Below are 13,245 nucleotides of genomic sequence, written 5' to 3'. Positions count from 1 at the left end.
CGCGATGGCGAGCATGTCCGGGCCGGACTTTGTTGCGCGGCCTCAGCTTTCCGAGGATGTCGCCCGATTTGTGCGCAGCAGGATCTTCGACGGCACCTACGCCGCGGGGAAGTATGTCCGGTTGGACCAACTGGCGGCGGAACTGGGCATCAGTGTCACACCGGTGCGGGAGGCGCTGTTCGCGCTGCGCGGCGAAGGTTTGGTGGCCCAGCAGCCGCACCGCGGGTTTGTGGTGCTGCCGGTGACCGGACGTGATCTCGCCGACGTTGCCAACGTGCAGGCCCACGTCGGCGGCGAGCTCGCCGCACGCGCCGCGGTCAACATCACCGACGAGCAACTGCGCGAACTCAAGGAAATCCAGGCCGAGCTGGAACGGGCCTACGCGGGCAATGACGATGAGCGGACCGTTCGCCTCAACCATGAGTTCCACCGGGCGATCAACGTCGCTGCGGACTCGCCAAAGCTCGCTCAACTGATGTCCCAAATCACGCGCTACGCACCGGAATCGGTGTTCCCCGCGATCGAGGGCTGGCCCCGCCAGTCGATCAAGGACCATCGCCGGCTGTTATCCGCGCTGTCGAAGCGAGACCGCGAACTCGCTCGCGCCGCGATGTCCGATCACCTCGCGGCCGGTGCGGTTCCATTGATCGAGCATCTCGTCGCCCGTGGGGTGGTTGAAGAAGCGGGCGGTTAGACAGCGGCCAGCATCTCCCGCAGCCGTCGGGTGTCCACCTTTCCCGTCGCACCGCGCGGCAGGTCGTCATCGGATGTCAACACCAGCCACACCGTCGGCCTCTTGAATGCGCTCAACAGTTCGCGTGCAGAGGCGTTTAGTTGCTCGGCGGTCAGCCCGCGACACACCACCGCGGCGCCGACGCGTTCGCCGGCGGCGCCGGGCACGTTGGTGACGTGGGCGTGCTCGACGCCGGCGATGGAGCGCAGCGCCCGCTCGACCTCGCTGGGATAGACGGTGGCGCCGCTGACTTTGAACATGTCGTCGGACCGGCCGTGGTAGAACAGGAAGCCTTCGCCGTCCAGATGTCCGAGATCGCCGGTGGGGTAGAAGCCGTCGGGAGTGAACACGGCTTCGCGGGCTCGACGGCAAATGCCGCGCAGCGTGTGCGGTCCCCGGATCTGGATCATGCCAACGGTTCCCGGTGCGACCGGCTCGCCGGATTCTTGGTCGACGATGCGGACTTGCATGCCGGGGAACGGTTTTCCGCAACTACCCCACGCTGTCGGCGGCATGTCGGTGTCGGCCGGATAGCCGCAGTACGGTCCGAATGCCTCGGTCATGCCGAACAAGTTCGCGCGCGCCCCGGGTCGGGCCCGATGCTCGGGGGGCAGCAGGGCGTCCAGGCTGCCCGGCCGCAACGTGGAGAGATCGGCACCTGCGGGGCCGGCGTGGCGCGCCAATGCCTCGGCCTGATCCGGCCAGCCGCGGAACAGCGTGACCCGCTCGCTTTGCAGCAGACGCAACGTGCTTTCGGGTCGCGGCACCTCCTCGGTCACCAGGGTGGCGCCGGCCAGCAGGGCCGACAAGATCCCGCTGCCCAGGCCGCCGACCCAGAAGAACGGCATCGGCAGATAAAGCCGCGTGTCGGAGGTGATGCATCGCGCCGCCAGGCCCGATCGCACCGCGCCCAGAGCGCTTCCGTGCGAATGCATGACCCCTTTGGGGGGCCCGCTGCTGCCCGAGGTGAAGACGATGAACAGCGGGTCGGCTTCGGTGACCGTGTCGCACAACGCATCGATTATTCCGCGGGCGCGATCGCTCGCGACCAGCCCGGCGAGCTGATCGACCGTCCAAACCTGCCGCAAGGCAGGAAGTTCGAGCGGCGGCACGGAGTGGACATCGTCCAGGTAGCGATGGCCGCGGAACGCCTCGACACTCACCAGGAATTGGACCGCAGCCGTCCGCAGTTGCGCGACGAGTTCGCCGGCGGCCAGCAAGGTGCTCAATGGAACCAGTACCGCGCCGATCCGAGTGAGGGCCACGGCGATCTGCACCCAGCGGCTGTTGTTGGGCATGATCAGAGCCACCCGGGTGCCCTTAGCGATGCCGGCCTCGATGAAGGCGGCAGCCAAATCTCTTGTGGTGGAGTCGAGTTCGCGGTAGGTGATGCGCCCGGCGGGATCGATCACCATCGGCTTGTCGCCTTCGGACTCGGCGCGACGCCGCACCAGGCTGTCGATCGTGTCAGGCATCGAACAGCTTCTTCAGTCGTCGGGTGTCGACCTTGCCGCTGGACAGTAGCGGCAGCTCGGCTCGGGACAGGCTGCGGAACCGCTTGGGAATCTTGTAGGACGACAATTCCTTCTTGAGTCGATCCCGCAGCGCGGCCTCGTCGATGCCGGGCTCGACGAGGACGGCGGCCACCAGCTCTCCCCGCTCGGCGTCCGGGAGCCCCACGACGTGGGCCTGCACGCCGGCGACCCTGGCGATCGCCTTCTCGACTTCGGCCGCCGAGACGTTGGCGCCCGCCGTCTTGATCATCGCGCTGAGCCGCCCGACGAAATACACAAATCCGTCGTCGTCGGTGCGTACCAAGTCGCCGGTGTGGAACCAACCGTCGGCGTCGAAGCAGTCTTCGCGACTTCGCTTGTGATAGCCCTGCATAACGAACGGGCCGCGGATGCACAGTTCGCCGACTCCGTCGGCGTCGGGGTTGAGGATCTTGGTCTGGAATCCGGGTGCCGGCTTGCCGAACGACCCGCGCCGCTTCTCTGGTTGATCGGATTCGTCGCCGCTGATCAGCGCGATGCTGCCGGCTTCGGTCAGCCCGAGCATGTTGTGGCGCAGTTCGGGGTCCGCCGGCCGGGCGGACGGCGCCATGATCGGATACAGGTTGCCCCGTTGCAGCGACGACAGGTCGCGCCCGGCAAAGCTGGGATCCGCGGCCAAGTGCGCGATCCCGGCGGCGAACCCGTTGGTCATGGTTGGCTTTTCGGCTTCGAGCAAGTCGAGCGTCTGACCGGCGTCGGTGGCGTTCGAACAGATCAGCGTGGACCCGGCGACCAGCGTCGCCAGCAGACCGAAGGCAAATCCGCCGACCCAGAAGAATGGCGAGTTGCAGAACAGTCTGTCGTCGGCGGCCAGGCCGCGAATCTCGTTGAGGTTCCGCTGATGTCCCAGCAGCGCGGCATGCGTGTGCACCACTCCCTTGGGCGTGCTGGTCGAGCCGGACGTGTAGATGATCGCCAGCGGATCCGAACCGTCGACGTCATCTTCCAGCGCTTCGAGCAACGCGGCGTCGGCGAGCTGGTCCACGCGCTCGCGGTTGATCACTACGTGGCGCAGCTGCGGTACGGCGGGTACGAATAACCGGTCGCTGGAATCGAGGTCTAAGACCGCCAGCACCTCGACGAGTCGGGCCCGATAGTCGTGGGAACGGAAAGATGATGCGCTCAGCAAGATCTCGACATCGGCGTCGACAAGCTGCTCGCGCAGTTCGCGGGCAGTGGCGAAGGTGGAGAACGGCACGACCACGGCGCCGATCCGCGCCGCCGCGAGCATCCCGACGACGAAGTCGGTGCCGTTCGGATAGAGCAGGCCCACATGGGTGCCCTTGCCGGTGCCCAGGGTGATCAGTCCGCGCGCGAGCTCCGCGGAGCGCTGCTCGGCCTCGGCATAGCTGGTGCGGTCATGGTCGCAGATGAGTAACGGGTGATCTGACCGGGCGCCGGCCTGGTGGCGCAGAATCTCGGCGACCGTGGGTGAGTCAGCGGGCATGGTCGCTGTGGGCCGCCTCGAAGAAGCGCCGGATGGCGCTCAGGTCCGCCTTGCCCGACGGTACTCGCGGGATGGTCTCGACGATCGCGATCTCGGTGGGTATCTCGTAGCGTGCCAGTCGCTTACGCAGATAGGTGGCCAGCTCGGCCGCATCGGCGGATGCCGATGCACGTAGTTCTACCATCGCGACGGGAGTTTCTCCCAGGCGTGCGTCGGAACGCCCTACCACCGCGGCGCCCGCGACCGCGGGGTGGCTCTCCAGCGCGGTGCGCACGTCGTCGGGCATCACCTTGAATCCGCCGCGGATGATGGCCTGATCGGCGCGCCCGACGATCCAGATGAACCCGTCGGCGTCGATGCGCGCCATGTCCGTGGTCCGCATCCATTCCGCCGACGGCCCTAACTGGCCCGGCTTGACCTCGAGCAGGCCGACCTGGTCGGGTCCTAGCACCGTGCCGTTGTCGTCGACCACCCGCAATTGCGCGCCGGGGTTGGCTCGCCCGACGCTGCCGCGTTTGGCGCGCCAGTGCCGCTGATGGTCGGAGAGGGTCCAGCTGGCCACACCGCCGCCGAATTCCGTTGCCGCATAGGAGGTGAGCACGGGGATGCCGTACTTCTCGGTGAAGGCGTCGGAGTCTTCCGCCGATAGCGGCGCGGTCCCGCAGGTAACCGCACGGATGCTTTCTAGGTCGGCTCGTGTCAGGTCGGAGTGCAACACCGTCCGTAGCGCCGCCGGTACCAGCGAGACGGTGCGCGGCCGGTGTTTGCGCACCGCCGCGGCCCATGCGTCGAGCTCGAATCGGTCCAGCAGCACAAAGGGTCTCGCGTCCGCGACGCATTGCAATATCCGGAAGACGCCGCCGATATGGACCAGCGGCGAGTTGACGATGGCGACGCCGTTGCGTAGTTCGGTAGGAGCCGGTGCTCGCTCGGGGTCGGGGCCCAGCACGCTGCGGGCCAGCATGTCGTAGCTCAGGTCGACGCGTTTGGGCGGCCCGGTCGTTCCACTGGTCAACATCCGCACCGCGACGCCCTGCCGGGCGGCCTCTCGGGCCGGCGCCTTGGGCTCCTGGTCCAACAGACCCGCGAGCGACACCGTCGGTACCCCTGGTGGCACCTGCGTCGCGAGGTCCTCGGGTTCGCCAACGACGAGCGGCAACCCCAGCGCGGCGATATCGTCCCGGGTGCGGTCGTCGCCGCGTGACGGATTGATGGTGACCACCGTCCCGCCGGCCAGCAGCACGCCCAGGAACGCGGCCACCTGAGCCGGCCTGTTACGCAACAACATTCCGATCTCGGGGAGCCGTTGCTCGGTCGTCAACGATTCGATGCGCCGCGCGCCCTCGCCGACCTGGCCCCACGACACCCATCTGCCGTCGTACTCGATCGCGTTCGCGCCGGGATCCAACCCCAGCACGTCGGAGATGCGTCGACTGAGTGGATGAACCGTCATCACCGGATCTTGGGCTGGCGCGGCGCGCCCTCGCCTTGCGCGGCCAGTTCGGACTTGCCGAGCGGGTTGCCCAGCCGGGTGTAGATCAGTCCCTGCTCCATGGCGGTGCGATAGGGCTTGTCCAGCGACTCCCAGATCGCCTTGACCGTGCCCTGCGTCGCCGACGGGGGTTTGGCGGCAATCGCGGCCGCGATCTCGTGGGCGCGGGCCCACAACCGTTCGGCGGAAACAACTTCCGACACCAAACCGATCCGCAGTGCGGTCTCGGCGCCGACGCGCTCGTCGTTGCCCATCAGGGCTATTCGCAACGTCTCGCCCAGCCCGATCCGGCGCATCAGCCCGACCGGCTCCAGCGCGCAGACCAGCCCCGCCGAGACGTGCGAGTCGAAGAACGTTGCGTCGCTAGAACAGATGACGACGTCGGACTCGTTGACGAAGTAGAACGCGCCGGCCGTGCACATGCCCTGGACGGCACACACCACGGGTTTCCACATCTTCTGCCACTTCGGGCTGAGTGCCTCGCCGGGATCCTCGTGGTTCCACACGTTTTCGGGTTGACCGTAGGGTGTTTTGATGTCCAGTCCGGCGCTGAACGCCCGGGTGCCGGCCGCGCGCAGGACGACCGCGTGCACCGACTCGTCGAGCTTGACCGCGCGCCAGGCCCGGGCCATCTCCTCGCACATGGTGCGGTTGAACGAATTCAACTGCTCGGGCCGATTCAGCGTGATCGTGGCGACGTGATCGGCGGCGTCGACCTCGAGCAGAATGGTTTCGAACTTCATCAACGGCACTGCCAATTCGGTTTCCGCTTTTCGACGAACGCCTTGGGGCCTTCCTGCGCGTCCTCGGTCCGCAGCACGCGTTCGCGGAAGGTTTCGGCAAGTATCTCGGCCTCGTGCAGCGGCACGTTCAGGCCCTTGAGGATGGCCAGCCGGGTTCCCCGGACCGCCAGCGGCGCGTTGGAGTTGACGATGTCGGCGATTTCATGGATCCGTTCCATCAGCCGCTCGTGCTCGACGACCTCGCTGATCAGGCCGAGCTCGTAGGCGCGTTGTGCGCTCATCCGTTCATGCTTGCCCATTAACGCCATTCGCAATGCGATCGAGCGCGGCAGCACCCGGGAAACCCGGACCATCTCGCGCCCTGCGACCAGTCCGATGCTGACGTGCGGGTCGAAGAACGTCGCCTGCTCGGAGGCGATGACGATGTCGGTCGTGGTGACCCAATCCATGCCAGCACCGCAGCACAAACCGTTCACGGCGGTCAGCACCGGTTTAGCCATGGTGCGAAACGGCGGCGTGCCTTCCTGCGGCGCCTCCCACTGGTCGTACGTCGACAGGTACGGCCGTTCGTAGATGACCTTGCCGTCTTCCGGGATTTCTTTGACGTCGGCGCCGGTGCAGAACGCGCGACCGGTTCCGGTGACGGCGATGACCCACACCTTGTCGTCGTTTTCGGCCTCGTCGTAGGCGGCCCGGAGTTCGGTGATCATGTGCGGGCTAAGCGCATTGAGAGCTTCCGGGCGGTTCAGCGTGATCGTGGCGGTGTGACCGTCGACCTCGTATTTGATGGTGTCGAACGAGTCAGGCATCGGCAATCCCTTCGTAGCCGGTCATCGGCCCTCATACTTCGGCGCGCGGCGCTGCCGAAAAGCTTCCAGGCCCTCTTTGAAATCGGTTGTCCTGCACGATAGTTCCAAGCCGTACAGTTCTTGCGTCAACGATTGGCTCAGCGACGCGTGCTGGCCGAAGCTCAGCGCTTGCTTGGCAAGTCCGATCGCTACCGTCGGTCCGGACGCGAAACGTCCCAGCAGCATTTCGGTCGCATCGTCAAGCTCCGCCGGGCTCACGGCTTGGTGGATCAATCCCCAGTCGGCCGCGTCCGCTCCGCTCACCTTCTCGCCGAGAAGCAACATTCGCCGTGCCCGCGCCACCCCGACCAACCGGGGCAGCAGCCAGGTAGAACCCGAATCGGGGCTGAAGCCGCGGTCCACGAATGGCTCCCAGAACACGGCGTCGGTGCTGGCGACCGTGAAGTCGGCGGCCAGCGCGAGATTGCAGCCCATGCCCACCGCCCATCCCCGCACGCTGCAGACCACTGGCAGCTGGATGCTTGCCACCAGTTCGATCACGCGGTGGGCGGCGTGGGGAATCCTGCGCACCAGATTGCCGGTGCGGGGGCGTGGTCCGCCGCTGTTGGCGGCCACCCAGTCGGCGCCGGCGCAGAAGTCCTCTCCGGCACCTCGCAGGTGAATCGCGCGCAGCGAGTCGTCGGCGGCGGCATCGGTCAGTAGGTCGACCAGCGCGTCGATCATCAAGTGGTTCAACGAGTTTCGACGTGCGGGCCGATCGAGCGTGACCCGCAACACCGCACCGTCCCGGTGTGCTGTCACCGAGCCCTCGGCGTCGTCCGCGTCGGTCTCGTTGCTCACGGTCGCATCCGGCCTTCCTCGCCGTTACGGTTACCCATACAGTAGGCAATACGATTGATACGCTGTATAAGTTAGCAAGGAAACGCTGCCCGAGAAACATCTGGGGCAACGAGCGGGCGAAACCCAATCAATGCTGAGGAGGAGTGGCCCCGATGAATGAAGCCGCGGCAACTCCCGGCGACGCCAAATTCGGGGAGGCCCCCCTTGCTCAGACGGTGGCGGCGGCCGGCGCGATCCGCCGCCTTGGCTCGCTGCTGCTCTCGCTGGAGCACGACCACCCGACGGTGGACACCATGCTGGCGAAGTTCGCCGAGTGGGAAAGCGAACTGGCCACCGTCGCTCCCCGAGACAGCGCGCCGAGAATCGGCGCCGTCCCCGACGACCCCCGGCGTATCTACCTCAACCACGCCACCGACATCGGTGCCTACAACCCGTGCTTCCCCGAGTACCGGTTCGATCACCTCGACCCTGAGAAGGCGACCGGACGGGTCACCTTTCCGTTGATCTACGAGGGACCACCCGGGTTGGTGCACGGCGGCTTCCTCGGTGTCTTCTTCGATTCGGTGATACAGCATCACAACTGCGTGACCGGCCTATCCGGCAAGACGCGCTCGCTCACCGTGACCTTCCGCCGGCCGACCCCACTGCTGATCGAGCTGGGTTTCGACATCGCGCGGTCGCAAATCGACCGGACCATCACGTCGACCGCGCGGCTATTGCTCGATGACGAGGTGCTGTGCACGGGCGAGGTCAGCACCGTGGCGTCGCCGCCGGAACAGCTTTCCGTATTTCAGTTCGCCAGACGGCGAAAGGAGTCGGCTACATGACCAACCGGGAGGCTTCGGACGATCGCGTGCTGTTCGACGTGGATCGCGACAAGCGGATTGCCACAATCACATTCAACCACCCCAAGCAACGCAACTCCTATGACGCCACCATGCGCGAGGCGGTTGCCCGCTGTCTGGACCGGGTGGCCGAAGACGACGATCTCACGGTGGTGCTGCTGCGCGGAGCCGAGGGCGTGTTCAGCACTGGGGCTGACATGAACAACGCGTACGGCTGGTATGGCGAGGGCAAGGCTGCCGATAACAAGCGCCGACCCAGCCAGCGCCGACGACTTACCGTGGACCGCAAGTCATTTAGCTTCTATCACAACTTCATGGGCTTCCCGAAGGTGACGGTGGGGGAGATCGCCGGCTACGCCCTCGGCGGCGGATTCGAGATGGCGCTGATGACCGACATCTCCGTGATCGCGCGAGACACCAGGATCGGCATGCCCGCGACGCGATTCCTCGGGCCCGCGCTGGGCAGCCTGCACATGTTCTTCCACCGGCTGGGACCGGTTATCGCGCGGCGCCTGCTATTGACCGGTGACATCATCGAAGCGGGCGAGCTGGAGCATCTCGGAATCTTCACCGACACATGCGATCCCGGCTCGGTTACCGCGCGCGCCCGGTACTGGGCTGAGAAGGCGGCGAAGATGCCCGCCGATGGAGTGGTCATCGCCAAGGAGGCGTTTCGTCTGGTCGAGCAGAGTCAGGCCTACCAGGGTGAGGAAGTCGCGAGCTACCTGTTCCACGCGTTCGGCACGAATTTGCAGTTCGGGCCCGACGAATTCAATTTCGTCAAAACGCGCGCGCAGCACGGGGCGAAGGAGGCCTTCCGGCTGCGCGATGAGCACTTCCACGTGCCAGAACCGGAAGCGTGACAAGCCGATTCGCGCCGGGTTTCGACCGGCCGTCAGGCCTTCCTGCGCGCGCCGGCTGACTTGGCGGGCTTGCGCTGGCCGGACGATGCCGACTTAGAGCCCTTCGTGGCCTCGTCGATCAACCGCTCGGCGTGGTCGAGGATGCATTCCAGGCCGTACTCGAAGTTCGTCTCATCGGGCGCCCCGATGCGGTGGCCTTTGCCGGTCACCTGCGCGAGCAACGGCGTACCTTGCAGATCGACGCCCACCGCATCCTCGATGGAGCGCGGCCCGCTGTCAGACGATTGGTTCTTTTCGTAAAGCCGCTGCAGCACCACCGATCCGCGGACGTGAAGCGATATAGCGGAGTAGGTGTCAAAGGCGTCCTCGGGCGATAGACCGGCCTCCACCAGGTTGGCGATCGCCGTCTCCATCTCCTGCGCACCCATCCGCGCCGCCTTGGGACTCAAGGCGGCGCGAATGAGAATCAGATCGCACAGAATTGGGTTGCCCATGAACGTCTTACGCATCCCGCGCGCGTGGTTGCGCAGCGTCTCTCGCCAGTCACTGGCTTCCACATAGGGGGTGGCGAACACGTACTTGCTCAAAGCTCGGTCCGTCATTGCATTGAGCAGATCGTCCTTCTTGCGGAAATACCAGTAGATGCTGGTGACTCCGACCCCAAGGTGTTTGCCGAGCAGCGGCATGCTCAGGTTGTCTATCGATACTTGCTCGGCGAGTTCGAAGGCGCCGCTGATGATGTCATCGGGATTGATGGATCCGCGTTCGCGGCGCTGCCGTTTATCGGCAGTTGCCTGCTTTGCCACTACGGGCACCTCCTTCGAGATGTATCCTGCGGATGCGGTCCCGAGCCCATGTCACCGGCCCAAACGTGCTGCTTCGTGCGGTTGTTCGTCTGCTACTGTAATACCTATCGTAGGGTTTCTGGTAAATACGGCTGGACAGGCGTAGTAAGCCATGGATCTAGGGCTGGCAAGTGCCGCGACGGCGGTGGTCGGTGGCAGCCGCGGCATGGGCCTCGCCGCGGCGCGATGTCTCGCCGAGGAAGGCGCCCGAGTCGCGGTGATCGGCCGCACCCCAGCCGTCCTGGAGGGCGCCGCCGCGGAGTTGACGGGTCTCGGTAGCCCGGATGCCGTTGGGCTGGCCGCCGACATCGGTGACGCCGGCGAGGTCGACCGGGTATTCGGTGAGCTGAGGCAACGCTGGGACGGCGAGCTCAACGTGCTCATCAATACGGTTGGACCGGGAGCGCCCGGCAGCTTCGAAGATCTCACCGATGAGCAGTGGCGCGAGGCCGTCGAAGACGGCGTGATGGGGATGGTCCGTTGCGTCCGTGCGGCACTTCCACTGCTGCGCAAGGCGGAATGGGCCCGGGTTGTGAATTTCTCGGCGCACTCGACCCAGCGGCAAAGCGTCATGCTGCCCGCCTACACCGCGGCCAAGTCAATGCTGACGAGCGTGTCGAAGAACCTGTCTCTGTTGCTGGCCAAGGACGAGATCCTGGTCAACGTGGTGTCGCCGGGGAGCATCGCCTCCGAGTCGCTGGTGGGCTGGGCGACGTCGGTTGGTGTCGACGGCAACGATCCCTACGCCCTGATGGACGCGATTGCCAAGCATTTCGGACACCCGGCGCACATGCCCCGAGCCGGTCTGCCCGAGGAAATCGGTCCGGTCGTCGCTTTCCTGGCATCGCGACGCAACTCCTACATGACAGGCGCGAACATCAACGTCGATGGTGGTTCGGACTTCACCTGAGCCTCGAAAACCTTTGGCCGACAAAAGGAGTGGACTATGGCGACGGCGGCTGAGGCGCGCAGCTGGGCGCGCGGTGCCTTGCGGGGAATCGGCGATTCGCTGTACACGCCGTTCTGCGGCGCGGATGGCGATGACATCGATTGGGACGCCTATCGGACGCTGGTGCGCTACTGCGTCAGCGACCTCGGGCACCCGATGTTGTGGTGCACCAGCGGTATCGCCGAGTTCTGGTCGCTGACGATCGAGGAGCGAAAGCGCTTGCTGGAGGTGGCAATCGAGGAGGCGCGCCACGCGAATCCCGACGTCGTGATCCAGGCCTGCACCGCGGCGACGAGCGCCAAGGACTGCCTGGACCTGACACTGCACGCCCAGCAGGCCGGCGCGGACATCGCCTACATCCAGACCCCGATGATGGAGGCGCACGGAGGCGAGGGCGTGTTGCGGTTCTTCAAATACATCGCCGCGCGCACGGACCTCGCGCTGGGCATGTTCAATTCGCCATCGTCGGGCTACGTGCTCACACCCGCAGAAAGCGCGCGGATCTACGACGAGGTGCCGGCGGTGTGCGCCACCAAGGAGGGCGCCTTCCGCCCGGAGGCGAGCCGGCGGCTACACGAGTTGGCGCCCAATCTCGCGGTCTGGGAGTGCGACAGGACGGTGTATCGCGCCGGGTGGCTGCGCGCCGGGATCGTGTGTCCGGCACAGCTGGGCACCGCCGGCTATTTGTTCGAAACGCCGGAAAAGCGGCTGTTTTCCGAGTACTGGGATCTGGTCTGGAACGACAAGCTGCTCGAGGCCATGGACTACGGGCGCGATTCGGGCATGGATCAGTTCGACCTCGACATCGGCTCATGGTGGACCTGCTATCCCGGGCGCGCGGACTACTTCACCCACTGGGGTGGCGCTTTCAAGTACGCCGCCTCGGTGCTGGGACTGCCGATCGGCGACTATCCGCATTCCCGGCCCCCGCAGGCGCAGCTGCCGCCGGAGGCCAAGGCGCAGATTGAGAACGCCTATCGGCGCCTCGGGCTCATCGCCGCCTGAGAATCGAGCTTCACCGGGCCGGAAGTTCGCCGCGGCGGCGATTATGGAATGCAGTTCAACAAATCCTCTATGGCCGCACCGCCCACGAGGAACAATTCGGTGATGGTCCACGAAGACCCCGACACACCCCGGCCCAAGGTCAAGCTCTGGCTCTTCGTCGGCGTGTTGTTCGTGATCGCATGTCTCGCGATTCCCGCGATCGGGTGGACTGCGTTGCGCGCCAACAATCGCCAGCACAGGGACCCTGCGTCGATCGCGGCTGAGGAGCGGCGGTTCGCCCTGCCGTTCACCGATCTGCGCCTCCCGCATGGCGTAGCGGTGGACGCGGCCGGCGGTGTGTACGTCACCGATACCCACACCAATCGGGTGCTCAAACTGGCGGCTGGGTCGACCAGCCCAACGGTCCTGCCGTTCGCCAACCTCGACCTCGGCGCCGGCGTCGTCGACAACTCCACCGGCGGTGTGGCGGTCGATTCGGCCGGCAACGTCTACGTCGTCGACACCGGCCACGCCCAAGTGCTCGAGCTGGCGGCCGGTTCGAGCGCACAGAACGTGCTGCCGTTCAGGGGCCTGTCTTTTCCCAAGGGTTTGGCGGTGGACGGTGCCGGCGCGGTGTACGTCGCCGAGGGCAGCGCCGATCGAGTGGTGAAGTTGGCGCACGGAGCACAAGATCAGACCGTCCTGCCGCCGCTCGGAAGGGGCGTCCTTCCCAGCGATGTGGCGGTGGACACCTCGGGCGACGTCTATGTGAGCGTCGGCAAAAGCTGTGGCAGGCGGACCTGTAGCTACCTGATGCGGCTGGCGCCCGGGTCGAACTCGTGGACGCAATTGGAGTCGGCGGGCGTCGAGCAATACGTGGCGGTGGACACCGCCGGTGCCGTGTACGTCATAACGTCGGGCGACACCGGACGAGTAATGAGACGGGCACCCGGATCGAGCGACTGGACCGAACTCCCGGGGGCGCCTGCCTTGAACGACCCACAAGGACTGGCCGTGGATACCCACGGAGACGTATACGTCACCGATCACACCGGATACCGTTCGCCGGCAAAGCTATTCGGCAAATGGGCGATAACGGACGACGACAGCGACGGTCTGGTGATCAAGCTGCATAGCTGAAT

Annotated in this window: 13 protein-coding genes and 1 pseudogene; 7 read left to right on the top strand and 7 right to left on the bottom strand. The window is 65.8% G+C overall.

Translation table 11 applies throughout. The features are described from left to right. Window positions 1–13 precede the first annotated feature (13 nt). Window positions 14–694, top strand: a complete 681-nt coding sequence (locus G6N66_RS18910) for a GntR family transcriptional regulator (protein WP_085233335.1) — start codon at window positions 14–16, stop codon at window positions 692–694. On the opposite strand, the gene G6N66_RS18905 is transcribed toward G6N66_RS18910, so the two are convergent. Genes G6N66_RS18905 through G6N66_RS18880 form a run of 6 tightly spaced genes read right to left on the bottom strand, consistent with a single transcriptional unit; the run spans window position 691 to window position 7,617 of the window. After that, on the bottom strand, window positions 691–2,208 hold the full coding sequence (locus G6N66_RS18905; protein WP_085233194.1) for a class I adenylate-forming enzyme family protein: 1,518 nt from the start codon (window positions 2,206–2,208) through the stop codon (window positions 691–693). The two genes, G6N66_RS18910 and G6N66_RS18905, sit on opposite strands and share 4 nt — an antisense overlap. Further along, entirely contained in the window at window positions 2,201–3,733 is a 1,533-nt protein-coding gene (locus G6N66_RS18900) for a class I adenylate-forming enzyme family protein (RefSeq protein WP_085233193.1), read from the bottom strand. Before G6N66_RS18900 ends, G6N66_RS18905 begins: the two co-directional genes overlap by 8 nt. Further along, window positions 3,723–5,186 (bottom strand): class I adenylate-forming enzyme family protein, encoded by a 1,464-nt coding sequence (locus G6N66_RS18895; RefSeq protein WP_085233192.1) that lies wholly within the window; start codon window positions 5,184–5,186, stop codon window positions 3,723–3,725. Before G6N66_RS18895 ends, G6N66_RS18900 begins: the two co-directional genes overlap by 11 nt. After that, a complete protein-coding gene (locus tag G6N66_RS18890) occupies window positions 5,186–5,968 on the bottom strand; it encodes an enoyl-CoA hydratase/isomerase family protein (protein ID WP_085233334.1) in 783 nt (260 codons plus the stop codon). The genes G6N66_RS18895 and G6N66_RS18890 overlap by 1 nt, the downstream gene beginning before the upstream one ends. Further along, window positions 5,968–6,777 (bottom strand): enoyl-CoA hydratase/isomerase family protein, encoded by an 810-nt coding sequence (locus tag G6N66_RS18885; RefSeq protein WP_085233191.1) that lies wholly within the window; start codon window positions 6,775–6,777, stop codon window positions 5,968–5,970. Before G6N66_RS18885 ends, G6N66_RS18890 begins: the two co-directional genes overlap by 1 nt. A gap of 21 nt (window positions 6,778–6,798) precedes the next feature. Further along, window positions 6,799–7,617, bottom strand: coding sequence for an enoyl-CoA hydratase/isomerase family protein (locus G6N66_RS18880; RefSeq protein WP_085233190.1), 819 nt, complete (start codon window positions 7,615–7,617; stop codon window positions 6,799–6,801). Window positions 7,618–7,769: 152 nt separating this feature from the next. On the opposite strand from G6N66_RS18880, the gene G6N66_RS18875 reads away from it, so the two are divergent. Both G6N66_RS18875 and G6N66_RS18870 read left to right on the top strand, forming a co-directional pair. Continuing rightward, window positions 7,770–8,444, top strand: a complete 675-nt coding sequence (locus G6N66_RS18875; protein WP_085233189.1) for a PaaI family thioesterase — start codon at window positions 7,770–7,772, stop codon at window positions 8,442–8,444. Then, complete coding sequence (locus G6N66_RS18870; protein ID WP_085233188.1) at window positions 8,441–9,325, top strand: enoyl-CoA hydratase/isomerase family protein; 885 nt, start codon at window positions 8,441–8,443, stop codon at window positions 9,323–9,325. Before G6N66_RS18875 ends, G6N66_RS18870 begins: the two co-directional genes overlap by 4 nt. Before the next feature lie 32 nt (window positions 9,326–9,357). Here the strand turns inward: G6N66_RS18870 and G6N66_RS18865 are convergent, their stop codons facing one another. Further along, entirely contained in the window at window positions 9,358–10,131 is a 774-nt protein-coding gene (locus tag G6N66_RS18865; RefSeq protein WP_085233187.1) for a TetR/AcrR family transcriptional regulator, read from the bottom strand. Between the two features lie 151 nt (window positions 10,132–10,282). Here G6N66_RS18865 and G6N66_RS18860 point away from each other — a divergent pair, with 151 nt between their 5' ends. From G6N66_RS18860 to G6N66_RS30590, 4 genes and pseudogenes are all read left to right on the top strand, one after another. Further along, complete coding sequence (locus tag G6N66_RS18860) at window positions 10,283–11,080, top strand: SDR family NAD(P)-dependent oxidoreductase (protein WP_085233186.1); 798 nt, start codon at window positions 10,283–10,285, stop codon at window positions 11,078–11,080. A 36-nt stretch (window positions 11,081–11,116) separates the two neighbouring features. Then, window positions 11,117–12,124 carry a dihydrodipicolinate synthase family protein gene (locus G6N66_RS18855; RefSeq protein WP_085233185.1) on the top strand — a complete coding sequence of 336 codons (1,008 nt, stop codon included), beginning with the start codon at window positions 11,117–11,119 and terminating at the stop codon, window positions 12,122–12,124. Window positions 12,125–12,400: 276 nt separating this feature from the next. After that, a pseudogene (locus G6N66_RS30595) lies at window positions 12,401–12,877 on the top strand (serine/threonine protein kinase); the annotation flags it as partial. Between the two features lie 39 nt (window positions 12,878–12,916). Next, window positions 12,917–13,243, top strand: a complete 327-nt coding sequence (locus G6N66_RS30590) for an NHL repeat-containing protein (protein WP_428842152.1) — start codon at window positions 12,917–12,919, stop codon at window positions 13,241–13,243. Window positions 13,244–13,245 lie beyond the last annotated feature (2 nt).

The organism is Mycobacterium conspicuum (assembly GCF_010730195.1).
Lineage (GTDB): Bacteria > Actinomycetota > Actinomycetes > Mycobacteriales > Mycobacteriaceae > Mycobacterium > Mycobacterium conspicuum.
The sequence above is the reverse complement of the archived record's forward strand: the minus strand, read 5'-3'. Positions and strand labels throughout refer to the sequence as shown.